The organism is Alteromonas mediterranea DE (assembly GCF_000020585.3).
GTDB lineage: Bacteria > Pseudomonadota > Gammaproteobacteria > Enterobacterales > Alteromonadaceae > Alteromonas > Alteromonas mediterranea.
Map to the genome: position 1 here is coordinate 2,843,996 of NC_011138.3, position 24,527 is coordinate 2,868,522.

Here is a 24,527-nt window from a genome sequence, read left to right on the forward strand (position 1 = left end):
CATATATCATACAAGTCCATGTTGAAATTAGGTACTCACTAAGTGTGCGCCAATAGAAAGGTGCAACGCTATCTTAGTATGTACTAGAAGCGAAAAGCGCTTCTTTTATAGGAAAGCAATTATGCTATTACTTCCAAAACACTTTTCTTTGCAAACTGTGCTTTTACTTTCCACGGCATTGCTATCTTCGATTATCGTTAATCCAGCATCTGCTACATACTACAATAACCACAACTATTCTTACTGCGGCTCATCAAGTAACAATAGCGACCAAAGCAAAGTATGTAACTCCCCCCTTGGCGAGCATACTTATGACCTAGTAAGTGATGGTGTGTATAACAGTATTGAAACCACTAAATCATCGGTGAGTGTTAATGGCGTTAATATATCAATGTCTGCGTTCTCGGATACAAATAATGTCACTGGCGAGACCGTCGTTGGTGCCGAGTTGGAAAAAATATCTGATAAATGGGCTTATGGCGTTACCAACAATGATGAAGCTTGGTATAACGGTAGCTCTGACCATGCTATTGATAACCTCAACTACTATTACGAGGGTAGTAAAAATGCCTATTATAGTGGAATGACCAATGTCGAACGAGACTATGATTTTGTATTGCTATCGTTTGACTCTGCGGTAACACTGACTGGCGCCAGCTTTTCTTGGCTTTACAGCAGTAACGATAGCCAAGTATCTGTAGCGGCATTAAGCGATACTTCGAAATTGACCTCGGGTATTAATACTTGGGGTGATATCGTAGCCGATGCATTAACGTCAGCGTCGTTTGATATAGAAAACTGCGAATATTTAGACCACCGCGCAGACTTTACGTTCACTGAGTCGGCCCAGTATTGGTTGGTGGGTGCATACAACACTGTATTTGGTAAAACAACTGACGGAAGAATAGGTAACGACGCGTTTAAACTTGCGAATATCGGTTTCTCTATCTCAGAAACAGCGGGTACACCAGATACCACCGAAGTGTCTGAACCTGGAACTATCGGCCTACTCATGGCCTGCTCACTCTTCGTCATATGGCGCCGCAAAAAACTTGTTTAATGAAATTAGACTTTAGATCACTGACAGGTGGTACGACCTGTCAGTTTTTTTTACTACCTAGCAAGACCAGCGAAAAAAAACACCAAATAACAACAACTTAATTCTGGCACAAATTATGCCCAAGAAAGATTATCTGTAGTAGTAGTTGTTGTATGTAAAAATGAAAAAATTAATTCCTCTGTTTGTTTTATTTGCGCTACATGTTAGTTCCCTGAAAGCCGAAGATACGCTTGTTAAAGAGTATTCATATGACCTTATGTCACATAGCTCTTCAGACGTATTAAACCCTTTAGGGATTGATATAGACGGTGTGAATGTAACGCTATCCGCATGGGCGGATACTGCAACTTCATCACAGACTGATGTTCAATGGCAATGTCGGCGATGGGCATGTTATCCAAGGCAAGTCACAGTCACTCATGATCTTGACACTGTAGAATCTGCAACAGCACAACTTGTCAACGGCTGGGGATATGGAATAAGAAATGACCTGGAGTCTAGAGGCAGTCATCAAACCATCGATAACTATGGTGAAAGTATAAACGGAACGTTTGTAGATTCCTTCGAATATCTGCTATTTTCTTTTGACTCAGAAGTAAACATCTCTCAAATCGATTTCGGATGGCACGCAGGTTATGATCAACAAGTGTCTGTTGTATCAATCGCTAATTCGGCTGAGATAGAATCTGCCTCGTGGAGTTCTATTGTTTCAAACCAAACAACGCTTAACGCTATCTCTGCTTCTTTCAACATCGTTGGAAGCCAAAATAATGGGTCTGCAAATCTACAATCGTTAAGTAATACATATTCTAATTATTGGCTAGTGGGCGCTTACAATAAGACCTTCGGAGACATTGGTGGGCACGACTATAATGATGCTTTCAAAATATCATCAATTCAATTTGAAAGTAAGCTAACCCCACCACCTAGACAAGTAAGTGAACCTGGTGCTTTAGCTTTAATGAGCTTAGGTTTAGGTCTTGTTCTTTATAGACGTAAGCGTCGCGTTTAATTGTTTAAAAACGCTTAGAAAACACGTATCTTTAGAAGGTGGCTTAGGCCACCTTTTTTTATGCTATTTTAAAGCCAGTGGCTAGGCTAAATATCGAAGGTTTATATGGATTTTTTTAATAATAAAAAGCGTGTTGTGCATCGCGCTATTATCTCTGCAGTTGCCTCATCGTTAATCGTATTCAACAGTTTTGCTACTACATCAGAAGACTATGAGAAGGCCCTCACCGCATTTAATCAAAACGAGTACGATGAAGCCTATATTCACCTTAAAAATAGCTTACAAAAAGACCCAGAAAACTTGGCTGCAAAGATATTAATGGGCGAAATATTGCTTATTAATGGCTACTTAACTGCAGCCGAAATGGAGTTTGTAGAAGCGCTGGAAATGGGTGCTGATATCAATCTCCTTGCAGAACCCCTAGGCAACACCTGGCTGTTTCTTAACAGGTACCAAGAAATTGTAGATTTCTCTGATTTAAACAAGCTCTCTGGTGAAGCAGAGCGCGAGTGGCTGATGATTCGTGCAACAGCGTGCATCAGACTAGAAGACGAACAATGTGCATTGCGCGACTACAACACTATTGTGTCACGTACGCCTAACTTTGTGCCAGCCATAAATGGGTTAGCTTCCATTGCCCTTCAAAATGAAGATTTACCGAAAGCGACCTCCCTTGTCGACAAGGCTATGTCACTAGAGCCTGAGAACGCCATAACATGGCGCTTGAAAGGGCAACTTTCGTACCGACAGGGTGATACTGACGCAGCAACGGCACACTTACAAAAAGCGCTGACATTTAACCGCGACGACCCTATAGCGCTGCGAAATCTAGTGGACTTGTATTTAGAAGCGAAAGACTATGATACGGCCAAGCTATTCGTTGATGAAATTATTGAAGACACGCCAAACGATCCTTTGGCCATTTTACTTAATAGCTGGTTGCAAAGCAGAGACAACCAACAAGCTATCGACAACGAAAAGCTTAAAGAGCTTAACGACTTTATGGCGCAGCTCGACCCTGAGCTTATAACCTCGCAGCCTATGCTGCTTTATATAAGCGGTCTAACCAACTTCTTCAACAACAACATGGAGACTGCAGCAAAAGATTTTAGCGCTTATCTGCAACAAGAGCCGGAAGATTTGCAGGCGGTATTAATGCTGAGCCAAGTTTATATGGCTACACAGCAGGATAAGCAAGCGCTTGCGCTGCTTGAGCGTCATCAAGATGCACTAATGGAAGACCCTGACTCAGCATTGCTATTAGGTGATTTGTTTATTCGTCAAAACAAAGCATTTAAAGCTGAGCGCCTTTTGCAAAACCTTGAATACAAGTACCCGAATGAAAACAAGCTTCAGCTATTTAAAATCAAATTAATGGCTGCAAGGGGTAAGCAAGCCGAAGCCTTGAGTATTCTTGAGAAGAACCTACCTGCTTACAAAGATAACGCAGGCTTTCTTTTCACTTATTCATTGATGAATTTACAAGCACAGCAGTTTGAAAACGCACTAAAAGGTGCCAACCTGCTTAGCGAACTGTTTCCCGACGAAGCTGAAGTGTACAACCTAAAAGCGGGCATTTTGATTAGACAGGGTCAATTGGCGGAAGCTAAAGCCAATATCGAAAAAGCGCTCGCGCAGAACCCTACCCTCTTTCCGGCTAAATTCAATTTGGCCGCGACAGAAAGTCGCTTAGGAAACGTGGATACGTCTAATCAGTTAATAGAAGAACTTCTTGAGCTGTCACCGCAGCATAATGAAACCTTAATGCTGAAAGCGTTCAACTTGACCAAAGCGGGTAATGTAGATGAAGCGAAGCAAATTTACCTTGATATATTAACGCTTAATCCTTCGAATATCGGAGCGAGAGAGCGCGTTTCATCTTTATATCAGCAACAAGGCGATACAAAGAATGCACTGTATCATTTAGACCTGCTTATTAAAGATGACTTTGACAATGCTGACTACCTTCTTCGTAAAGCAGCGCTTCAGTTAGGGAATAACCAGCGTGCTGATGCCGAGAAAACACTGAGCATTGCAAGAAATTTCATAAACGACGATGCAGGTAAGTTAATTGCCTATGCCGACCAAGCTCGTAGCATTGGCAACGATGAAGACGCTTTAGATGCTATGGCACGTGCTTATGAAATAGCGAATTCAAGTACTTTTGTTACGTTGCGCTACACTAGTCTGCTATTAGACCTACAAAACAACGACAAAGCACAGTCTTTACTAACGAGCATTCCTAAAGACCAGCAGCAAAACCCGGTCTATCATTTCTTGAAAGGTCGTTTAGAAGCAAATAAGGGCAAAAATGATCGTGCAATCGCGGCTTTCGAAAAAGCACTGGACGTAGACTCTACGTTTGCTCAAGCGTTTATTGCTATATACAACTATGCACTGAACGAACAGTTCGTCGATGTATTTTTGAATACTGCTCGCAAACTCATTGCTGAAAATGAGAATAACCTGCTAGCAAAAAATCTGTTGGCTCAGTACTTATTCTTTATTCAAGAATTTGACGAATCGATAGCGCTTTATAAAGCGCTTATTGAGGAGCCGAACCTTCTCAACCCCGCCGAAGCCTATAACCGTTTGGCTATCATGCATATTGAAACGTCGCTGGTTACGGCAAAAAACTATGCCCGACAAGCTTACGAATTGCAGCCTAATTCAGCCAAAATACTGGATACTTACGGGCATATTAAAGCGCTGCAAGGAGATTACGAAGGCAGTCTTAAAATGCTTCGAGATGCCTTTGCCAGGGATGCTAACGACCCAAATATTCGCTACCACCTAGGCTATACCCTCGCTAAACTAAATAGAATTGAGGAAGCGAAGAAAGAGCTAGAGTATGCAGTAAATGTAGAGCGCCCTTTCTTTAGGCGTCCACAAGCTAGAGCATTATTAGAGAGCCTATAGGGCTCTCTTTATCTCTTGCTAAACACAGCATGAACAATTGCGTTTATGCTTCTCCATCTTACCAATGCCTGGGTTAAAGGTATTGGTAGGATCTAGCTCTCTGTAAAACTGCTGCAGAGTGTCCTCCGCTTCATATAGATGCCCAACATTATGCTCTGCGGGGTACTTAGCGCCTCTGCTATCTAGTAACGCCAACATGTCCGCTTTTACTTTTTTAGCGTCGCTGCCCTTTTTAAGTATGTAATCTTGATGGAAAACATGACAAAAGAAATGGCCGTAATAAAGGGGCTTTTCTACATGCATAGCGATATGCGCTGGCAGCTTTTCTACCCAGAACTCATCGTTACGCCTTAAAGCAATATCTAAGGCTAATATGTCCCCCACCTGCTTATGGTGTAAAGTTTGATAACGCACCGCTGCGCCCGCGGCGGCAAATCGTAGTAAAAACGCCTTGGCGGCCTCTTCGTCGCTACACTCAATATACCCACCGTCTAATTGCTCTTGCGTAAACAGCTTTGATAGCAGTGCTTTTGCCTCTTCAATACCACCATCGCTCATTTTAAGGATTAAGTGATGCTCGTACTTGTTGCGGAAAGTTCTCAAACTTTGCGGTATCTGGTCAGGAAAGAACTTACTGCCAAACTGCATTACCCTGTCACTAAAATAAGGTGGTAGTAGTGGTAGCTTATTCAGCACGCCATCCACCCGCCCTTTTAACGCGAACATTTTGGGTAACGAATCTGTGCCTAAACGCTGAACGCTCAAAATAGTATCTTTACCGTAGATATCAGCAATATCGAACATTTCTCTATGAAGATATTCTCCGACTTCTGGCACGTTGTCGAACTGCGACAGAATTTCTCGTCGAATGCGCGTAAGTACGGCAGCATCGTTTGTTCCAATATAAAACGTCTGCTCTTTTGTAGGTACTTCAAAGGTATCAAGGCGTACCGCAAACACGGCAATTTTCCCGGCACAGCCACTTGCTTCATAAAGACGTGTGGGGTCAGCATTAAAACGGCTTGGAGTATCGGCGTTTACGTCGCGAACTATGTGCACATAATCACTCGCTGACGCTTTTTTTTCCGTAGTAGGTAGCGTTGTAGGAAAATTGCCCGACGACAAATTTCCAATGATTTCTTCAGGCGTTTCGCCTAAGTCTATGCCTAGATGATTAACAAGCGTGAGTTCGCCGTTCTGGTCTACGTGGGCAAACAACGATAACTCTGTATACGCGGGCCCCCTCTTTACTAGTGCTCCCCCTGAGTTATTGGCAACACCACCAACGATAGATGCCCCTAAACACGAAGAGCCAATTACGGAATGCGGCGCACGCCCCAGTGGTTTTAATACCTTTTCAAGCTTAAATAACGTTGCTCCAGGAAAACTTAAAACCTGCTTTCCTTTGTTTAGCAACACGATGTCATCCATGGCTAAAGTATTAATAACCACTACTGGCCTGTCGTAATCCTCACCGCTTGGCGTAGAGCCTTCTGTTAACCCCGTTTTCGCGGCCTGCATGATGATAATACAATTATACTCAACGCAAACTTTAAGTGCTTCCCAATACTGCATTAGCGTATGCGGAAAAAGGACGGCTAATGCCTCACCTTCACCAGAGCGCCACCCTTTGCGATAGTGTTCTGTTTGGCGCTGCCCCACAGCAATATTACTTTCCCCGAGCACGCGTTTAAATGCGTTAATAATTGGGGCTGATTGCATGCTTAACTCCTAAAACTCATCACAAGATTTTTTCTCCCTGTAAACTAAAGGAAAAGGTTATACCAAAACAATAAAAAAGGCACTGGAGTGAAGTGCCTTTGTAATGATTAATACGTCTTCTTTTAGTTGCTAACTATAAAGAGCCCGCTCTCGTCTGCATCTATTCGAACGGTCGATTCGGGTATCAGCTCACCAGCAAGCAGCTGATGGGCGAGCGGATTTTCCACCTGCACTTGAATAGCGCGCTTAAGCGGTCGAGCGCCAAATACAGGGTCAAAGCCCGCGTCCGCCAATTTATCCATAGCCGCGGCAGACAGAGTAAGCTTATATCCTTTTTCTGCGAGCCTAGCGCGAAGCGAGGCAAGCTGAATTTTAGCAATAGATTTTATTTGCTCCTTCCCTAATGGATGGAATACCACAATATCATCGACGCGGTTGATGAACTCCGGTCTGAAGTGTTGCCCTACAACACTCATTACCGACGCTTTCATATCGTCATACTGACTTTCGTTGTGCTTATCTTGAATGATATCTGAACCTAAGTTGGACGTCATGATCACAACGGTATTTTTAAAATCTACAGTACGTCCTTGTCCGTCAGTCAACCGGCCGTCATCTAGTACTTGAAGCAGAATATTGAATACATCTGGATGTGCCTTTTCAACCTCATCCAACAAAATGACCGAGTATGGTTTGCGACGCACCGCTTCGGTTAAGTAGCCACCTTCCTCGTAGCCAACATAGCCAGGAGGTGCACCCACTAAGCGTGCTACCGAGTGTTTTTCCATAAATTCTGACATATCGATACGCACCATGGCATCTTCAGTATCGAACATAAAGCCTGCCAAGGCTTTGCAGAGCTCAGTTTTGCCCACGCCAGTTGGCCCTAAAAATAAGAATGAGCCAATAGGTCGATTTGGATCCGCAAGCCCAGCACGTGAACGGCGAATTGCGTTTGAAACCGCTTCAACCGCTTCTTCTTGTCCAACAACCCGTTTGTGAAGTACGTCTTCCATACGCAACAGCTTCTCACGCTCACCCTCAAGCATTCGCGCTACAGGTATACCCGTCCATCGCGAAAGCACATCTGCAATTTCAACGTCCGTCACTTTATTTTTGAGTAACGTCGTCTCGCGAGTTTCGTTTTCAGCCGCTTGCTCTAACTTTGCTTCAAGCTCTGGAATACGGCCGTACTGAAGTTCCGACATGCGATTCAAATCAGATGCACGTCGCGCTATTTCCAAGTCAAGTTTAGCCTGCTCAAGCTCCCCTTTAATGGTTTGAGTGCCCTGCATGGCGTCTTTTTCATCCAGCCACACTTTCTCAAGCTCTGCGTACTTGGTTTCCGCTTGCTCACGCTCTAACTCAATCATCTCAAGTCGCTTATGACTCGCATCATCTGTTTCTTTGGCCAGAGCTTGCTCTTCCAATTTTAGCTGGATGATACGACGCCCAAGACGATCCATCTCTTCGGGCTTGGAGTCTATTTGCAATCGAATGCTAGACGCAGCCTCGTCTATAAGATCAATGGCTTTGTCTGGCAATTGGCGGTCGCTAATATAACGATGCGACAAACTTGCCGCTGCAACGATAGCGGGATCAGTAATATCTACCGAGTGATGGAGCTCATAGCGCTCTTTTAAGCCACGCAGAATAGCAATAGTGTCTTCAACGCTTGGTTCTTCAACTAATACCTTTTGGAAACGACGTTCAAGTGCTGCGTCTTTTTCAATGTACTGACGATATTCATCCAGTGTTGTAGCACCAACGCAGTGAAGTTCACCACGGGCTAACGCAGGTTTAAGCATATTACCTGCATCCATCGCTCCATCGCCCTTCCCTGCACCTACCATGGTGTGCAGTTCGTCAACGAATAAGATCACGCGGCCTTCTTCTTTAGCCAGCTCATTAAGCACTGCTTTAAGGCGTTCTTCAAACTCACCGCGATATTTAGCTCCCGCCACTAACGCGCCCATATCAAGGGCAAGAACACGCTTGTTCTTTAAGCCCTCAGGCACTTCGCCATTAATGATGCGCTGAGCCAACCCTTCAACAATAGCCGTTTTACCCACACCCGGCTCACCAATGAGTACTGGGTTGTTTTTGGTTCGACGCTGCAGTACTTGAACAGTTCGGCGAATCTCATCGTCTCGACCAATGACCGGGTCGAGCTTGCCTTGTTCTGCTCGCTCGGTTAAATCTGTCGTGTATTTTTCAAGCGCTTGACGTACATCTTCAGCATTAGGATCCGTGACCTTCTGGCCACCACGCATGTCGTCTATTGCGCTTTCAATAGCTTCTTTAGTGATATTCAGGCTTTTGAGGATTTCCCCCAAGCGCCCTTTATCTTGTAGCGCCGCTAGAACAAAGATTTCTGAAGTGATGTATTCGTCTTTTCGCTGCTGCGCTATCTTGTCACAAAGATTTAGCAAAATGCCGCTGTCTTTACTTAATTGAACATCTCCCCCAATGCCTTCAATACGAGGTAGGCGCTCAATAGCTTGGCTCAGTGCTGAGCGTAGCGCATTTACATTGATGTTTGCTTGGTCAAGCAAAGGGCGTACTGACCCGCCTTGCTGATTTAGCATGGCAGTCATTAAATGGACAGGTTCAATGTATTGATGATCTCGCCCCAATGCGAGTGATTGAGCATCGGATATTGCGAGCTGAAATTTACTGGTAAATCTATCTAGTCTCATAATTTCAACCTAATTAATGAACAACTATACCTGCGGTAACACGCCGCAATTACGAACATTTTAACTCTCGCTGAGTGGGTAATGATCTATGCGGAATGGTATTCTTTATGTTCTAGTTATGTAGGCTGCTCAATTGCGATTCAAGTATGAGATTAAAAAGTTAGCCAAAAAGATAACAAATAATGTATGAAGTTTGATCTAGCGCAACTGTGTGATCAGACTAAAACTGCCGCCTTTTTTCGAAACAATTTAAAGCAGGCCTATTACGCTAACTATACGCCCAGTCGTGCGCTTGTTTTGATGCGTAGCTCTTCGATGGGAGTAAAAACGCTGTTCGTCAGTGTAAGTACACAAGTTACTTTGTGTAATACTCTCAACGCCAGCTTGCTGCAATTGCACCTGTGCCACTAGAGGTAGATCTAATAAGTACTTCCCTCTATTAGAGCTATTGGCAATGGCACCGTCTATATGGCGAAACTTACTCGCCAACTGTACATCAACTTCGTAGCAGGGCCCGCTGATTGCAGGACCAACCCAAGCGATGAGTTTTTTTGCATCGCTGCCAAAGTGTGAAACTGCACTTCCGATAATGTTAGTATCGAGACCTTTCCAACCAGCATGTACTGCCGCCACTTCTTGACCGCTTTCATCACACAATAAAATGGGCACGCAGTCTGCGGTCATCACCGCACAAAAATGCGATGTTGAAGAAGAATACGACGCATCAGCGGTGGTATCTGCGCTCGGCAATGACACCACGCGGTTGCTGTGCACTTGCTCCAACCATGTGATCTTTTCACTATGTGGAATTAGGCTTCTATTGGCTTTCACTAGTAGGAGGTCGTCCCCCACGTGGGCGCCAACGTTCAAACCTGCAAAATCACCTATGCTTGTACCTCCCATTCTTGTCGTTGTGTATGCAACAACATTTGCGGGACATGACCACGCTGGCGTAATCAAATCCAGCGTGGATGAAATAGGTGAATTCGCAGCTGACAATGTCATAAGTTCGCCTTACTCATTAAAGCATATCTTGTGGATTGTCCGCGGTGTCCTTTTTCACGGCTTTAAGCAAGTCCTGCATATCTTGAGGTAGGGGAGCTTTCCACGTCATCCACTCTTCAGTTTCAGGGTGAAACAGCGAGAGCTGTGCGGCGTGCAACGCCTGACGTTGGAATCCGCGAAGCGCAGCGATAAATTCTTCTGACGCCCCTTTAGGAAGACGAGGACGCCCGCCATAAACTTGGTCGCCAAGCAAAGGATGCTTAATGTGGGCCATGTGTACGCGGATTTGGTGCGTACGGCCAGTTTCAAGCTTCAAACGCAGGTGCGTGTATGCGCGAAATTTTTCGATAACACGAAAATGAGTGACCGCTGGTTTGCCCATTTCACGTACTGCCATATGCGTACGTTTTGTTGCGTGTCTACCAATAGGCGCATCTACAATACCACCAGCGACCATCGTACCTAAGGCAACGGCTTCGTATTCACGACTCATTTCCCGACGTTGAAGTTGGTCAACAAGATGCGTTTGAGCAGGAATTGTTTTTGCTACTACCATTAACCCCGTCGTGTCTTTGTCAAGGCGATGGACAATGCCCGCACGTGGAACTTTGTCTATCTCTGGACAATGATTTAACAAGGCATTTAGCACGGTACCGCTTGGGTTTCCTGCACCTGGATGCACAACCAAATCTGCAGGTTTGTTTATGACTAGGATGTGTTCATCTTCATAAACAATGTTTAACGCGATGTCTTGCGCTTCGCTCGTTACTTGTACATCCATTTCGGCCTGTACAGTAACAAGTTCATCCATTTGCATTTTGTGGCGAGGCACGGTGATTACTTCACCGTTTACAGCAACATTCCCATCTTGGATCCAAGTTTTTAACTTAGAACGAGAATATTCAGGGAACAAATCAGCCAAAACCTGATCTAACCGTAAACCAAAATGCGCAGCTTCCGTTGAAGCTTCTAATTGTATTGTGTTCGGCGACTGTGTCATAACACCATTGATTACGTCTAAAAAAGGGTATTATAACAAGTATTCACGCTGTACACTGCCTTGTTTACGTTTTTGTATGGTTTTTCTCATCGTTAGTACGTTAGAATGCAATTAAAGTGTTGTTGTTTAACACATGGGCTTAGACAGCGAAGTATTAAAACTGTTTAGCAGGAAAATAGAATTATTATGAAATCATTTCGTCTACTGGCACCCGTTTTACTTGGTGCTATGGTATCTGTCGCAGGATGTAGCTCTTCGGATAAAGAAGAGAAAGCCGTTTTAGCTAACATGGGTGCACAGCAACTGTATGACAGAGCGAAGCAAAGCATGGAAGTCGGGAACTTTAGTGCTGCCGCGCAAACCCTCAGCGCATTAGACTCGCGCTACCCGTTTGGTCCTCTATCGCACCAAGTACAGCTAGACCTTATCTATAGCTACTATAAATCGGGTAAGAACGAAGAAACTCTCGCCACTATCGATAGATTTATTCGCTTGAATCCAAACCATTCAGATGTTGACTACGCTTACTATATGCGTGGCTTAACTAACATGGAATCTGATAGCAATCTTTTCCAAGAGCTAATGAATATCGATCGTACGGACAGAGATCCATCGAAGTCTCGCCAAGCGTTTGAAGATTTTCGCAGATTGATTCAGCAGTACCCAGATAGCAAGTACGCCGCTGACGCTAAACAGCGTATGGTACACATTAAAGATCGTTTGGCTCGATATGAAATAGCAATTGCTCGCTTCTATATGAGACGCCAAGCGTACGTTGCCGCCGCTAATCGCGGCCGTTACGTGATTGAACATTTCCCCAATACTACACAGGTTCAACAGGCGCTTGAAATCATGGTTTCAAGTTACGAACAATTGGGGCTTAAAGAGTTGCGTGATAATGCGATGAAGACGTTAAAGCTTAACTACCCTGATAGCGAATTTATTAGTTAAGCAGAGTTGCTAACACCAGAAACTAAAAAACGCACCTAGGTGCGTTTTTTGTTGTTTGGTATTAACTATTCATTTTACCTTATCGAGGCTACGTTTATGTAAGCCCGCACGGATAACCTACTCTATCTGAAAAACAGGTGGCTAAAGGGGTTTAACAATCTCGCCAAACCAGACGTAAAATGGAGTGGCTGGTCGACGATACTAAAAACAAGACACCCGTCTTTGTCTTCAGACTTTGGCGTGTGAGTTTTCTCTCCATCCATGAAAATAAAATCCCCAGTATCGTAGCGATTTAAGCCGTCACTGAATTCTCCGTCGATAACTAGCGTGTATTCGGTGCCGCGGTGGGTATGTTCTGGTACGCTTCCGCCCCGCCCCATAAAAATGAAGTTCGCAACGCCTTGGTTACCTAAATCTACGGGCGCTTGCCATAGCTTTCCAACTAGACTCGACCAATTTCCCGTCTTATCGATATAGCGATGTAACGTTCTGGGTAGCGTAAAGACTCTTCCGTCTAGCTCTATCGCATTCGTAGCCTTGCGCTGACTGATGTTCGCTTCTTGATTGCGTGGTGAAGCAACAGCGTTGTTAGCTTTGATTGCTTTTGATTCGATTTGCGGTGCTGTAGGAAGTTGAGTAATCTGAGAGAGCATCTCATCTAATTGAAACGATACCTCTAACTTGTCACCTACACCTGCGCCAGATACGAGATCCTTAGCAAGACGTTCTGTTTCGACCTCAACAAAACGCTGACACTTCTCGCACATATCGCAATGTGCTGAGACCATCAATGATATTGCGGGTGACAATGTGCCCTCAACAAAGTCTGACAGCTGTCGGGCACTTGGGTGAAACCTAATCATTATCGTTTAACATGACCTTTAATCGTTGAAGCGCTAAGCGAGTTCTTGACTTTACTGTACCTAAGGGAATAGAAAGTTCGTCAGCGACTTCTTGCTGAGATTTGCCATCAATATAGATAGCTTCTACCACCGCCTTTTGTTTAACCGGAAGTGATTCAAACATATAGCCAATTTGCTCTAGAGTTACTTGCTCGTCAAGTGGCGCCTCATTCACATCTGCCGTCTGCTCACATAACACAGGCCACAGGTCGTCAGAGCACACGTCCTCTTTTCTATTTTGAAGCTTGCGTAACATGTCAAACCGTATGTTACGTGCAATAGTGAAAATCCACGTAGAAGGCGAGCCTTTCTCAGCATTAAACAAATGCGCTTTTTGCCAAACGTTTGACATGGTGTCTTGTACAAGCTCCATTGCTAGTGCTTCGTTCCCCATCTGCTTAAGGGCATAAGAGCGCAAACGTGGGGCAAAATAGTTGAACACTCGAGCAAATGAACGCTTGCATCGAGCATCTGCAACCGCGACTAGGTAATCAGACATTTCAGTAGCACACTCTTTAGGTTTGATTGTGCTGTTACTTTGTTCCAAAGGAATTCCAACTAACATAAGATTCGTCCGCTTTTCCGTTTTGGTTGTGACATTCTACGGCTTAATGACTTAAAACGTTCGCGAAATTCGCAAATATTGGATTACGATTTTGTAATGAAACTCTTCATTCATTTTGAGCTATGCAATCAAGGCAGAGAGATAGTTAAGTAAACTTGTACACTCTCGCTGTTCAAGAAAATGCTGCTTTTGCGAGCCATCAACAGGAAGCAACTCTAACCAGCGGTTTAACACCCAATTAGGGCAATCAAACTTCGGTGTTTCATAGAGCGCTGCTAGCTCTTCGTAATTTCCAAATATTTCTTTAAGTCGCTCATCCATAGGCGCTATTTGTTGAGGGGCTAAGTCACACTGCCAAGGCGGTAATGCTTCGCAGTTTCCTGTGCGAAGACCGTCTTTTTCAACTTCGATGCTATTTACCTCAACTAAGTGAGAACCAGCAACCTTTATGCCAAGCAACCCATCATCGAGCATATCGAAGTCTACAACCTGCGCGTACGTCCCTATTTTATGGATATGCTGATTCTTATCCTTGTCGCCATTTGCATTTAGCATACACATCACAAAGCCTTTATTTTCGGCACATGCCTGCTTAACCATGCGTACATATCGCGGCTCAAAAATTCGCAGCGCCATTCTGCCTTCGGGTAGAAGGTGGGCGGACAAAGGAAACAATGGAAAACGTTCTACACTCATATTTATCACATCCGAAAACACGAAATTCATTACGCAAGTGAGTACAAATAGGATCGAATGGGAAATATTTTCACAGGCAGGTTGTAAAACATGATCTTATCAACGGAAACTACTGTAAGTTAATTCCTTACTAGCAATATTATTAAACATTAGATCAGCCACTTGCGATTAGATTAAAAGTTAATCTCATTTAAGACCTAAACACTGTTAACGAATTTGCCTGTGGTCATTCATCAGTAATTTAGCGAGAGGAAGGGGTATGGACGTTATTTCCCGCTTTTGTAAGATTTACACGGATATATGTCAGATATCGCCAGACGACTTAGAAAGCGTCTATGGAAAAGATATCGTTTTCATCGATCCTATCACTACGCACCAAGGTATCGGCGAAGTCAAAAGTTACTTTTCTAATTTGTTGACGCAAGCGCAAAGCTGTAAGTTTGATATCGCTGACGTTTTTGTCTGTTCAAAAGAAAAAGACAGCAGGTCCAAAGTAACCCACGTTGTGAACTGGACGATGAGGCTGACGCTTAAAAATAACAGTAAGCATATAACCCTAGACGGCACGACCCAACTCGGCGTGGTTAACGACACCATCATTTATCACAAAGATTATTACGACTTGGGCGAAATGGTTTATGAGCACGTACCCATCTTAGGTTTTGTAATTAAAAAGATTAAAGGGAAGCTGGCATCGTGAAATCAATTCTTATTACTGGAGCAACCTCAGGTATTGGCAAAGCATTAGCCACCCACGCCGCTAATCAAGGTTACCGCGTTATTGCGTGCGGTCGCAATGAAGAGACGTTAAATGAGCTGAGTCGCTACAGCAACATCGAGGCTTGTCAATTTGATGTAACCGACCTAGAGGATGCTCGCCGCGCATTAGCAACGGTAAAGTTTGATATTGCCGTGCTGAACGCAGGTACGTGTGAGTATGTTGATATCGATAGCTTCGAGCCCGACATGTTCCGCCGCGTTTTCGAGCCAAACTTTTTCGGCGTGGTTCATTGTGTAGATGCTCTGTTACCCCGGTTTAAGAAAGGCGATAAGCTGGTCATAGTGGATAGCATGGCAAGACTACTTCCATTTACTAAAACGCAAGCATACGGTTCAAGTAAAGCGGCGCTGCATTACTTTACCAAGTCACTTGAAGTCGACCTTCATGAGAAAGGCGTTAAAGTGCAGGCCGTGTCTCCTGGATTCGTTGAAACCCCATTAACTGACAAAAATGACTTTGAAATGCCAATGAAAATTAGTGCAGAAGAAGCCGCAGAAGCTATGCTTAAAGGAATAGAAAGCAATAAGCAGTCGGTATTCTTCCCTCGGGCGTTTGGCTTTATTCTTCGTCTAATGCACGTACTGCCTACCCCGCTACAAAAGCGCTTATCGCTGGCGATGAGAGAAAAACAATAAGAGACAATAGAATGACAAATAGAGTTGCCGTTATAGGTACAGGAATTTCAGGGCTTACCTGCGCTCACCTTTTAAATAAACAGCATAACATCACCGTTTACGAAGCCAATGACTATATTGGAGGCCATACAGCTACGAAAACAATTATTGATGAGGGTGAAGAACACAATATCGATACGGGTTTTATCGTTTTTAACGACTGGACCTACCCTAATTTCATAAAGCTGATGACACAGCTTAATGTACCGTACCAGCCCACAGAAATGAGTTTCTCTGTGATGAGCAAAAAGGCCAACCTTGAGTACAACGGCAATAATTTAAACAGCTTGTTTGCGCAACGGCGCAACATTTTGAGGCCGAAGTTTTGGCGCATTGTTAAAGACATCCTTACATTTAATAAAGCGTGTAAGGCCATGGTTGCAGAAAAGCGCGACACTTCATCCCTTACCCTTGAAGACATTATCAAAGAATTAGGCCTTAGCGATGACTTTGCACGCTATTACATTTTACCTATGTGCGCGGCTATTTGGTCTAGCAGCTTGGAGCAAACCCGTAAGTTTCCGCTGACTTTTTTCTTACAGTTTTTCAATAACCACGGCTTGCTCAATATTACCGACCGCCCGCAGTGGTACACAATAAAAGGTGGGTCTAGCCAGTACATCCCTCCTTTGATAGCGCCCTTCAAATCGAAAATAAAATTATCATCGGCCGTGGTATCTGTTGCAAAGATGACAGATTCATGGGAAGTCACCGACGCTAACGGTGAACGTTTAAGCTATGACCACGTTGTCTTCGCGTGCCACAGTGATCAGGCATTAAAGATGCTTGAGGCCCCTTCAGCACTTCATAAAGAGATACTCGGCAGTATTCCTTACGCGGATAACGATGTCGTTATGCACAAAGACGTTTCTCAGCTTCCTAAAAGAAAGCTTGCATGGGCTAGCTGGAATTACCGGCTAAAAGAAGATGCAACAGAAGAGCAACGCCCGGCATCTGTGACCTACGACATGAACATTCTTCAGCGGTTAGAAGCTAAAAACACCTACTGTGTAACACTGAATAATACGCCAGAAATTGACCGCGCCAGTATATTGGGGAGCTATCAATACGCCCACCCGCAGTTCAGCGCCAGCATGGTTAAGGCTCAGCAAAGAAGAAACGAAATTTGCGGTGTCGATAACCTTCATTTTTGCGGGGCTTATTGGTACAACGGCTTTCATGAAGACGGTGTAAAAAGCGCGCTTGATGTTTGCGAACGCTTTGGTGAAACCTTGTGATTGAAAGCGCAATTTATAAGGGTAAAGTTTACCATCAGCGTTTTATGCCCACTCAGCACAAGTTCGACTACGATATCTATTTGTTTTGGCTAAAGCTAGAGCGCGGCGAACTCGAAACCTTATCAAGTACGCTTAAGCACTTTTCAGCAAAAAAGAAAGCCAGAGTTCGTTTTAAGCGTGAGGACTATTTAGGCGACCCATCAATACCCCTGAACCAAGCAGTGCTTGACAGGATGAGTAAGCTAAATGGCGGGACGCGCCTTGAAGGCGACGTATTCATGCTTGGACAGCTTCGCATGTGGGGGCTATATTTCAGCCCCGTCAATTTCTATTACTTGCGCAATAAAGAAGGTACGTTCACTCATTTATTAGCCGAGGTAAGCAACACGCCATGGAACGAGCGACACCATTATCTGGTAAATCTTGCAACACAGGACGATACCCCTAAAGCTTTCCACGTTTCCCCGTTTAACCCAATGGACATGACTTACCAATGGTCAATCTCCCAACCCTCAACGAGACTTTCTCTTGCGATGGACTGCGTAAGAGAGGACAAAGAATTTAGCGCTGGCATTAACTTAACAAAATTTACTTTAGATAATGCGAATCTATCTACAGCACTTAAACGTATACCCAGTATGACACTAAAAACTATGGCCGGAATTTATTGGCATGCGCTTAAATTGCTGCTTAAACGAACGCCGCTGTATACACACCCAAAAAAAAGTCAGGAACAATAACAATGTCTTTCGGTGAATCTGTACTCATGACCACTTCAGAGGTCTCTTTTGTAGATAAAGCATGTAGAAGCTTATTCTTACAATGCTTAAAGCAACTGCCTTTTGGTAGCTTAACTATTCAAGAAAATGGCGACGATATCGCCAAGTTTGGCACAGAAAATGACGATTTACGGGCAACGGTAAATATTAAAGATGTTAAGGCCTACCGTCGTCTTCTGCTTGGAGGCAGTGTTGGCGCAGGCGAAGCCTACATGGATGACTTATGGGACAGCGATGACGTAACGGCAGTAGTGAGAATTTTTGCCAGAAACTTGCCTACTCTTGATGAGTGGGAGAATAAATTTAAGTGGCTCACCATGCCTGTTAATAAGCTTCAACATTTTGCTCGTCGAAACACCACGGACCAAGCTAAAAGAAATATTGAAGCCCACTACGATTTAGGCAATAAGCTATATACCCGTTTTTTAGACCCTACCATGATGTATTCGTCGGCGATTTACCCCGACCCAAATGCATCATTAAATGAAGCGCAAAATTATAAGCTAAAAGCCATTTGCGATAAATTGCAGTTAAATGAGAGCGACCATCTTGTCGAAATCGGCACTGGGTGGGGCGGCCTTGCCGTTTATGCTGCTAAGCATTATGGATGTAAGGTTACCACCACTACCATATCAGAAGAGCAGCATGCCTGGGCAAAGAACTGGATTGCGAAAGAGGGGCTGGAAGACAAGGTTACTCTGCTCAAAAAAGATTACCGTTTGTTGGAAGGAAAATACGACAAACTTGTGTCTATCGAAATGATAGAGGCCGTGGGTAAACAATACTTAGGTAACTTCTTTGAAAAGTGTTCATCGCTTTTAAAAGACGATGGTCTGATGCTCCTTCAGTCCATCACTATTGATGACAGACGCTACGATAGCTACGCAGACAGCGTAGATTTCATTCAAAAATACATATTCCCCGGCGGTTTTTTACCATCTCAGCATCAATTAAATGCGCATCTTAAAAAGTATACCAATATGATGATTCGCGACCTTCACGACATTGGCGTTGACTACGCGAAAACGCTAAATCATTGGTATGAGGCGTTTATATCAGCCAAAGACGAATTATTAAACGACGGCTACGATGAGCGCTTTATGCGTATGTGGACCTACTATCTAAAATACTGTGAAGGCGGTTTTTTAGAAAGAACGATTAGCACGGTTCAGCTTGTCATTTCTAAGCCACACTGTAGAGAAGAACTCGTTCGGGTTTAGTGCAGTTGCTTGTTTAGTACAGCAAAACAATAAAGCGGCGCTGAATTCAGCGCCGCTTTTGTTTATATTTAACCATTATTCATAACGAGTAACGACACCACGCACTAACGCCTACTCATCCACCACTGATATCGGTTTAGATATCATTGGCTTACCCTGATTAATGTTTATTTCAACCCGACGATTTTTCGCCCTGTCGGCGGATGTGGTTGCGTTTTCCACAATAGGCGCAGTATCGGCTTTTCCTACTACCGACATGCGGCTTTCATCAAAGCCGGGGGCTGTACGCATGGCTTCTGCGACAGCAACTGCACGTTGTGAAGATAAGTCCCAGTTTGAGCGATATAGCTCATTGGCAATATGCTGACCATCGCTGTGCCCTGAAATTTCAATTTCTCCCGGCACATCAGCGAGTAGCGTACCGATTTTTCTTAAAACGGGCTGAAACTGCGGCTGTAAGAAAGCTGAGCCCGCTGAAAACGAACCGTTCTCTCGAATTCGAATAGTAAGCTGCTGACCTAGTGACTCCATTTCAACTGAGCCATCTAAAATTTGTTTTTCTAACTGTTGCGCCACTTTCTTCATCAATTCAGCCATTTGCGACTGATCAGTGCTCTGTTCTGCCGAAGAGGACGACTGGGTTGCGGTTTGTTGCGATTGACCGCCCCGCTGTTCGCCGCGCTGCTTCTGACGACCGCCCGCTGAGTCCTCATTTCCGGCCTGGAACTCTAGCATCTGTTGTGTCATTTCATTGGTTTGCTGCTGAATAGATTCAATAGGCGTAGGATCAGGTTTGCCCGGACGGAACTCCATAGCAATAACGCTTGTTCCCTTGGGAATATCCTTTACTTCAATTTTGTTCTGTACGCCGAAAGCGAACTTCATTGAGCCCGCTATCTGTTTAAACTTAAGTACGTCCATTTCAGAAAATGAGAGCAGAAGTACGAAAAAGCACATAAGCAATGACATCAAGTCAGCGAAGGTTCCCATCCAAGCTGGCAGCCCCTCGGGGGGGCATTTTGGGCATTCTTCTTCAGCCATTACTCTTCCTCTGCGCTTCCGCGTTTACTCGCCGCAAGGTAATTCTTTAGTACTCCCTCTATCACCCGAGGGTTCTGACCATCTGCGATACCGACTATTCCGTCAAGAACAAGGCTCTGGTTTAGCTTTTCCTCGCCGGCGCGCACTGACAATTTAAATGCAATTGGCAAACATATAACATTGGCAAAGAAAGCACCGTAAAGCGTGGTAAGTAGTGCAACCGCCATCGCGGGCCCAATTGCTTTTGGGTCATCCATATTAGAGAGCATGGCTACCAAGCCGATCAGTGTACCAATCATTCCCATTGCCGGTGCAATATCACCCATGCCTTTGAAAAATGAAGCACCAAAATCATGGCGTTCGGAAGTCATTGAAATATCTTTAGCGAGAGTCTCTCTGACTACTTCAATATCATGGCCGTCGACCAGCATATCGACGCCTTTTTGCATAAATTCGTTTGAAATTTCCGCCTCTTCTAGCGCAAGGAAGCCACCTTTTCGCGCGGCATCTGCCATTTCAACAATTTTCTCAATAAGCTCTTCAGGCGATTCAATTTTGAACATGAAGGCCTTGCCTGCAATTTTACCTGCGCCAAAAAACTGACCTAACGTAAATTGTGACAAAACAACGAATAAGGTCCCCCCGAATACGATAAGTATTGACTGGACGTCGATGAACATGCCCAAGCTGCCGCCTAAGATCATAGCCATAACTATGAAACCAATGGCGCCCAACATACCTATGACGGTTGCTAAATCCACTCACTCTTCCCCATTTATGCGCAGTCAGTGCTGTTGATGTACAATATTCTATCGGCAATAGATAGAAATACTAAAACGACATTATTGAAAAATATCACATTTATTTGTTTTTTATGAAGTGTAGGTGGCGTTAAATACGCTAGCTACACCTTCTATAACCCTATTTCATTATCGAGTTTATATGCCTAAAGCGTTTATTCTAGCGTTACGTTAGCACGCTAAAGAAAAAAGACACCTAGCAGTAGCATGGAATATAGCACAAAATGGTTAAATACTGCTTTTTGTACTGCATGAAAAAAAAGCGATATACCGGTGATATGGGCGATATAGAGACAAACCATTTGACCCCTGTGCGACCCTCGGTTAATGTGCGCGGTATACGTATTTTGGCCATTAAAATGAGTGTTTTTATGACGACAGAAAAAGTATCCGCGTCTTTCGAAGAAACGTTATCAGAGTTAGAAGCCATCGTTAACGAAATGGAAAACGGTGATCTGCCGCTAAATAAAGCACTAGAAAAGTTCGAACGAGGCATCGCCCTCTCTCGTCAAGGTCAACAATCTCTTGAAAACGCCGAACAAAAAGTAAAGATATTGCTTAGTGAACAAGGCGAAGACACCCTTCACACTCTACCTGAAAGTGAACAACCCTAATTTGTTCATTTTTACATTACAGGCAACCTATGAATTTTTCTGCTTTGCATCAGCAAGTTAAACAGCAAACTGATGCATCTCTTCTTACTCTGATTGATGAACTACCGGATTACGCACCGCGCCTGAAAGACGCTATGCGTCACGCGCTGCTTGCTGGTGGCAAACGCATGCGTCCGCTGCTAGTGCAAGTTGTAGGAAATACGCTAGACGTCCCTAAAACGGACCAAATGGCTATTAGTATGGCCATTGAATGCGTACATGCCTATTCTCTCGTTCATGACGATTTACCGGCCATGGATGATGATGACTTGCGTCGCGGTATGCCTACCTGTCACATCGCCTTCGATGAAGCAACAGCGATATTGGCAGGTGATGCATTACAAGCACTTGCATTTACCGTATTAGCCGATGCACCGTTGAGCACCTACGCTGAAGCCAAACGCCCTCAGCTATTATCTGTGTTAGCTAAAAGTGCCGGCTATGTGGGCATGTGTGGCGGTCAAGCCATCGATTTGGCCAGTACTGGCGAAAGTATTTCTCTTGATGAATTAAAACGGCTGCACAAGTTGAAAACCGGGGCTTTACTGCGCGCCTGTGTTGAAATGGTGGCTATAGTAAGTGAAGATTTATTGCCAGAGGCAAAAGTTGATTTGATGGCTTACGCTGCAGATATCGGGTTGGCGTTTCAAGTTCAAGATGACATCTTGGATGTGGTTGGCAGCAGCGAAAAATTAGGGAAACCCGCAGGGTCTGACGAAGCGTTAGGGAAAAATACATTTCCGGCCAAACTTGGTATGGAAGGCGCCAAGCGTGAATTAGAAATGCTTCATGATAATGCACTTCAAGCATTGGCGCGTTTGCCCTACAATACAGACAGTTTAATTGCGTTTAGCGAGCTTTTGGTAAAACGCGACCATTAGCCACGCGCCATGTTGAAAAAGATAATAAGTACATGAGTTTAGATCTCCAACATTACCCAACGCTTGCGCTTGCGCAAACACCTGATAAGTTGAGGCAGCTGCCTCAAGACAAATTACGCGAGCTCGCCGATGAATTACGTGAGTACTTACTTAATAGCGTAAGTCAAACCAGCGGGCACTTTGCCTCAGGTTTAGGCACAGTAGAGCTTACTGTCGCACTGCACTATGTATACAACACCCCCTTTGACCGTTTGTTGTGGGACGTGGGCCATCAAGCCTATCCACACAAAATTTTGACCGGCCGTGCTGAGCGCATGAGTACCATTCGCCAGAAAAACGGTTTACATCCGTTTCCGTGGCCGCCGGAAAGTGAATACGACACCTTTGCTGTTGGCCACTCGTCTACATCGATTAGCGCTGCGCTCGGCATGGCGGTAGCCGCAGAAAAGGAAGGTAAAGACAGAAAAGTGGTATCGGTCATTGGCGATGGCGCGATGACAGCGGGTATGGCGTTTGAAGCACTTAACCATGCAGGCGATATCAAAAAAGATATGGTGGTGGTGCTCAACGACAACGAAATGTCTATCTCTGAGAACGTAGGTGCACTGAATAGCCACCTAGCGCGTTTGCTGACAGGAAACTTTTTCAACTCCATTCGCGATGGCGGTAAAAAACTGCTTAGTAACGTACCGCCTATTAAAGAGTTTGCCAGCCGTGCAGAAGAGCACCTTAAAGGCATGGTCGTGCCTGGTACTATCTTCGAAGAGCTGGGCTTTAACTATATAGGTCCTATTGACGGTCACGACGTCAATGCTGTTGTAGATACCCTTCGCAACATGCGTAACTTCGATGGCCCGCAGCTGTTACACGTGGTCACCAAAAAAGGTAAAGGCTACGCCGTTGCAGAAGAAGACCCGATAAAATTTCACGCAGTGCCAAAATTCAACCCAGCAGACAATGCACTGCCTAAGTCTAAGCCTTCTGCACCCACCTACTCGGCTATTTTTGGCCAGTGGCTGTGTGATATGGCAGCACAAGACCCTAAGCTTATGGCGGTGACGCCTGCTATGCGTGAAGGCTCAGGCATGGTTGAGTTTTCTCAGCGTTTTCCTGAACAATACTTCGATGTTGCCATTGCCGAACAGCATGCAGTGACCTTTGGCGCCGGTCTTGCCAAAGACGGTATGAATGCGGTTGTTGCGATTTATTCATCGTTCCTTCAGCGCGCTTACGATCAGCTTATCCACGATGTGGCAATTCAAGACTTACCGGTATTATTTGCCATAGACAGAGCCGGCATAGTTGGCGCCGATGGCCCTACTCACCAAGGCGCGTTTGATATTGCTTTCCTTCGCTGTATTCCAAACATGGTCGTGATGGCACCTTCAGACGAAAACGAATGTCGTCAAATGCTCTACACTGGTCACAAGCTTCAAAAGCCAGCGGCGGTACGGTACCCTCGCGGGGCAGGCATGGGGGTTACGCCAGATGAAGCCATGACAGCGCTTGAGATTGGTAAATCACGTACCTGTCGAGAAACCGCGAAAGATAAATCTGAAAGCGTTGCTATTTTGAACTTCGGCTGTTTATTGCCCTATGCACTTGAAGCAGCAGTGGCTATTGACGCTACGGTTATCGACATGCGCTTTATCAAGCCATTGGATGGCGACGCTGTTTTAAAAGCAGCCAACGAACACAGCGCACTTATAACCTTAGAAGACGGCTGTATTATGGGCGGTGCTGGCAGCGCTGTACTAGAGCATTTACAGCAAAACGGTGTATTAAAAGCTGTGAAAATGCTTGGCTTACCGGACAGCTTTATCCTGCAAGGTACACAACAGGAAATGTACAAAGAGCACGGCTTAGATGCTGAAGGTATTATTGCTGCGGCAAAATCGCTAATAGGATAACAGCGTTAGAGCCACATCA

General features: G+C 44.6%; 21 protein-coding genes. 12 read left to right on the forward strand and 9 right to left on the reverse strand.

Annotated features, from left to right (window positions below):
* Nucleotides 1-121: 121 nt before the first annotated feature.
* From xdp1 (MADE_RS12600) to prsT, 3 genes are all read left to right on the forward strand, one after another.
* Nucleotides 122-1,060 (forward strand): exosortase-dependent surface protein XDP1, encoded by a 939-nt coding sequence (gene xdp1 / locus MADE_RS12600; protein WP_023559770.1) that lies wholly within the window; start codon nt 122-124, stop codon nt 1,058-1,060.
* A 160-nt stretch (nt 1,061-1,220) separates the two neighbouring features.
* The gene (xdp1, locus tag MADE_RS12605; protein ID WP_023559771.1) at nt 1,221-2,072 is read left to right on the forward strand and encodes an exosortase-dependent surface protein XDP1; all 852 of its coding nucleotides are present in this window, start codon (nt 1,221-1,223) and stop codon (nt 2,070-2,072) included.
* Nucleotides 2,073-2,177: 105 nt separating this feature from the next.
* Entirely contained in the window at nt 2,178-4,991 is a 2,814-nt protein-coding gene (prsT, locus tag MADE_RS12610; protein ID WP_023559772.1) for an XrtA/PEP-CTERM system TPR-repeat protein PrsT, read from the forward strand.
* Between the two features lie 18 nt (nt 4,992-5,009).
* Here the strand turns inward: prsT and dld are convergent, their stop codons facing one another.
* The 4 genes from dld to rluD all read right to left on the reverse strand — a co-directional run bounded on the left by dld (nt 5,010) and on the right by rluD (nt 11,417).
* The gene (dld, locus tag MADE_RS12615) at nt 5,010-6,713 is read right to left on the reverse strand and encodes a D-lactate dehydrogenase (protein ID WP_020743913.1); all 1,704 of its coding nucleotides are present in this window, start codon (nt 6,711-6,713) and stop codon (nt 5,010-5,012) included.
* A gap of 122 nt (nt 6,714-6,835) precedes the next feature.
* Entirely contained in the window at nt 6,836-9,412 is a 2,577-nt protein-coding gene (gene clpB, locus MADE_RS12620) for an ATP-dependent chaperone ClpB (protein WP_023559773.1), read from the reverse strand.
* A gap of 249 nt (nt 9,413-9,661) precedes the next feature.
* Nucleotides 9,662-10,417 carry a peptidoglycan editing factor PgeF gene (gene pgeF / locus MADE_RS12625; RefSeq protein WP_014950069.1) on the reverse strand — a complete coding sequence of 252 codons (756 nt, stop codon included), beginning with the start codon at nt 10,415-10,417 and terminating at the stop codon, nt 9,662-9,664.
* A gap of 16 nt (nt 10,418-10,433) precedes the next feature.
* Nucleotides 10,434-11,417: a 23S rRNA pseudouridine(1911/1915/1917) synthase RluD gene (rluD, locus tag MADE_RS12630; protein ID WP_014950071.1), complete on the reverse strand. Its 984-nt coding sequence runs from the start codon at nt 11,415-11,417 to the stop codon at nt 10,434-10,436.
* A 186-nt stretch (nt 11,418-11,603) separates the two neighbouring features.
* Between rluD and MADE_RS12635 the strand changes: the two genes are divergently transcribed.
* Entirely contained in the window at nt 11,604-12,368 is a 765-nt protein-coding gene (locus MADE_RS12635) for an outer membrane protein assembly factor BamD (protein WP_012518924.1), read from the forward strand.
* Between the two features lie 122 nt (nt 12,369-12,490).
* Here the strand turns inward: MADE_RS12635 and MADE_RS12640 are convergent, their stop codons facing one another.
* The 3 genes from MADE_RS12640 to MADE_RS12650 form a co-directional block, all read right to left on the reverse strand.
* A complete protein-coding gene (locus tag MADE_RS12640; RefSeq protein WP_020743915.1) occupies nt 12,491-13,231 on the reverse strand; it encodes a ChrR family anti-sigma-E factor in 741 nt (246 codons plus the stop codon).
* The gene (locus tag MADE_RS12645; protein ID WP_020743916.1) at nt 13,224-13,835 is read right to left on the reverse strand and encodes a sigma-70 family RNA polymerase sigma factor; all 612 of its coding nucleotides are present in this window, start codon (nt 13,833-13,835) and stop codon (nt 13,224-13,226) included. The genes MADE_RS12640 and MADE_RS12645 overlap by 8 nt, the downstream gene beginning before the upstream one ends.
* A 120-nt stretch (nt 13,836-13,955) precedes the next feature.
* Nucleotides 13,956-14,531 (reverse strand): LON peptidase substrate-binding domain-containing protein, encoded by a 576-nt coding sequence (locus MADE_RS12650; protein ID WP_023559774.1) that lies wholly within the window; start codon nt 14,529-14,531, stop codon nt 13,956-13,958.
* Between the two features lie 259 nt (nt 14,532-14,790).
* Here MADE_RS12650 and MADE_RS12655 point away from each other — a divergent pair, with 259 nt between their 5' ends.
* Genes MADE_RS12655 through MADE_RS12675 form a run of 5 tightly spaced genes read left to right on the forward strand, consistent with a single transcriptional unit; the run spans nt 14,791 to nt 19,223 of the window.
* Nucleotides 14,791-15,231 (forward strand): nuclear transport factor 2 family protein, encoded by a 441-nt coding sequence (locus tag MADE_RS12655; RefSeq protein WP_012518928.1) that lies wholly within the window; start codon nt 14,791-14,793, stop codon nt 15,229-15,231.
* Nucleotides 15,228-15,947, forward strand: coding sequence for an SDR family NAD(P)-dependent oxidoreductase (locus MADE_RS12660; protein WP_012518929.1), 720 nt, complete (start codon nt 15,228-15,230; stop codon nt 15,945-15,947). The genes MADE_RS12655 and MADE_RS12660 overlap by 4 nt, the downstream gene beginning before the upstream one ends.
* Nucleotides 15,948-15,958: 11 nt before the next feature.
* Nucleotides 15,959-17,224, forward strand: a complete 1,266-nt coding sequence (locus MADE_RS12665; RefSeq protein ID WP_012518930.1) for an NAD(P)/FAD-dependent oxidoreductase — start codon at nt 15,959-15,961, stop codon at nt 17,222-17,224.
* On the forward strand, nt 17,221-17,964 hold the full coding sequence (locus MADE_RS12670) for a DUF1365 domain-containing protein (protein WP_020746230.1): 744 nt from the start codon (nt 17,221-17,223) through the stop codon (nt 17,962-17,964). The genes MADE_RS12665 and MADE_RS12670 overlap by 4 nt, the downstream gene beginning before the upstream one ends.
* Nucleotides 17,965-17,966: 2 nt before the next feature.
* Nucleotides 17,967-19,223 (forward strand): SAM-dependent methyltransferase, encoded by a 1,257-nt coding sequence (locus tag MADE_RS12675; RefSeq protein ID WP_023559775.1) that lies wholly within the window; start codon nt 17,967-17,969, stop codon nt 19,221-19,223.
* 111 nt (nt 19,224-19,334) lie between these two features.
* Here the strand turns inward: MADE_RS12675 and MADE_RS12680 are convergent, their stop codons facing one another.
* Together MADE_RS12680 and pomA are read right to left on the reverse strand one after the other, a co-directional pair.
* Entirely contained in the window at nt 19,335-20,264 is a 930-nt protein-coding gene (locus tag MADE_RS12680; RefSeq protein WP_012518933.1) for a flagellar motor protein MotB, read from the reverse strand.
* Complete coding sequence (pomA, locus tag MADE_RS12685) at nt 20,264-21,025, reverse strand: flagellar motor protein PomA (protein WP_012518934.1); 762 nt, start codon at nt 21,023-21,025, stop codon at nt 20,264-20,266. The genes MADE_RS12680 and pomA overlap by 1 nt, the downstream gene beginning before the upstream one ends.
* A 410-nt stretch (nt 21,026-21,435) precedes the next feature.
* Here pomA and xseB point away from each other — a divergent pair, with 410 nt between their 5' ends.
* The 3 genes from xseB to dxs are packed head-to-tail and all read left to right on the forward strand — an operon-like array spanning nt 21,436 to nt 24,508.
* Nucleotides 21,436-21,678 carry an exodeoxyribonuclease VII small subunit gene (xseB, locus tag MADE_RS12690; protein ID WP_041703373.1) on the forward strand — a complete coding sequence of 81 codons (243 nt, stop codon included), beginning with the start codon at nt 21,436-21,438 and terminating at the stop codon, nt 21,676-21,678.
* A gap of 29 nt (nt 21,679-21,707) precedes the next feature.
* A complete protein-coding gene (locus tag MADE_RS12695; protein WP_012518936.1) occupies nt 21,708-22,598 on the forward strand; it encodes a farnesyl diphosphate synthase in 891 nt (296 codons plus the stop codon).
* A gap of 32 nt (nt 22,599-22,630) precedes the next feature.
* Entirely contained in the window at nt 22,631-24,508 is a 1,878-nt protein-coding gene (gene dxs, locus MADE_RS12700; protein ID WP_012518937.1) for a 1-deoxy-D-xylulose-5-phosphate synthase, read from the forward strand.
* The last annotated feature ends 19 nt before the right edge of the window (nt 24,509-24,527 follow it).

What these genes read in the sequence shown, in the direction of transcription:
- MADE_RS12665 (WP_012518930.1), top strand. Translation starts at nt 15,959, where the DNA reads ATGACAAATAGAGTTGCCGTTATAGGTACAGGAATTTCAGGGCTTACC.
- MADE_RS12695 (WP_012518936.1), top strand. Translation starts at nt 21,708, where the DNA reads ATGAATTTTTCTGCTTTGCATCAGCAAGTTAAACAGCAAACTGATGCA.
- MADE_RS12635 (WP_012518924.1), top strand. Translation starts at nt 11,604, where the DNA reads ATGAAATCATTTCGTCTACTGGCACCCGTTTTACTTGGTGCTATGGTA.
- MADE_RS12675 (WP_023559775.1), top strand. Translation starts at nt 17,967, where the DNA reads ATGTCTTTCGGTGAATCTGTACTCATGACCACTTCAGAGGTCTCTTTT.
- dxs (WP_012518937.1), top strand. Translation starts at nt 22,631, where the DNA reads ATGAGTTTAGATCTCCAACATTACCCAACGCTTGCGCTTGCGCAAACA.
- MADE_RS12650 (WP_023559774.1), bottom strand. Translation starts at nt 14,531, where the DNA reads ATGAGTGTAGAACGTTTTCCATTGTTTCCTTTGTCCGCCCACCTTCTA.
- clpB (WP_023559773.1), bottom strand. Translation starts at nt 9,412, where the DNA reads ATGAGACTAGATAGATTTACCAGTAAATTTCAGCTCGCAATATCCGAT.
- xdp1 (WP_023559770.1), top strand. Translation starts at nt 122, where the DNA reads ATGCTATTACTTCCAAAACACTTTTCTTTGCAAACTGTGCTTTTACTT.
- MADE_RS12640 (WP_020743915.1), bottom strand. Translation starts at nt 13,231, where the DNA reads ATGATTAGGTTTCACCCAAGTGCCCGACAGCTGTCAGACTTTGTTGAG.
- prsT (WP_023559772.1), top strand. Translation starts at nt 2,178, where the DNA reads ATGGATTTTTTTAATAATAAAAAGCGTGTTGTGCATCGCGCTATTATC.
- xdp1 (WP_023559771.1), top strand. Translation starts at nt 1,221, where the DNA reads ATGAAAAAATTAATTCCTCTGTTTGTTTTATTTGCGCTACATGTTAGT.
- MADE_RS12655 (WP_012518928.1), top strand. Translation starts at nt 14,791, where the DNA reads ATGGACGTTATTTCCCGCTTTTGTAAGATTTACACGGATATATGTCAG.
- MADE_RS12680 (WP_012518933.1), bottom strand. Translation starts at nt 20,264, where the DNA reads ATGGCTGAAGAAGAATGCCCAAAATGCCCCCCCGAGGGGCTGCCAGCT.
- xseB (WP_041703373.1), top strand. Translation starts at nt 21,436, where the DNA reads ATGACGACAGAAAAAGTATCCGCGTCTTTCGAAGAAACGTTATCAGAG.
- MADE_RS12645 (WP_020743916.1), bottom strand. Translation starts at nt 13,835, where the DNA reads ATGTTAGTTGGAATTCCTTTGGAACAAAGTAACAGCACAATCAAACCT.
- pgeF (WP_014950069.1), bottom strand. Translation starts at nt 10,417, where the DNA reads ATGACATTGTCAGCTGCGAATTCACCTATTTCATCCACGCTGGATTTG.
- rluD (WP_014950071.1), bottom strand. Translation starts at nt 11,417, where the DNA reads ATGACACAGTCGCCGAACACAATACAATTAGAAGCTTCAACGGAAGCT.
- dld (WP_020743913.1), bottom strand. Translation starts at nt 6,713, where the DNA reads ATGCAATCAGCCCCAATTATTAACGCATTTAAACGCGTGCTCGGGGAA.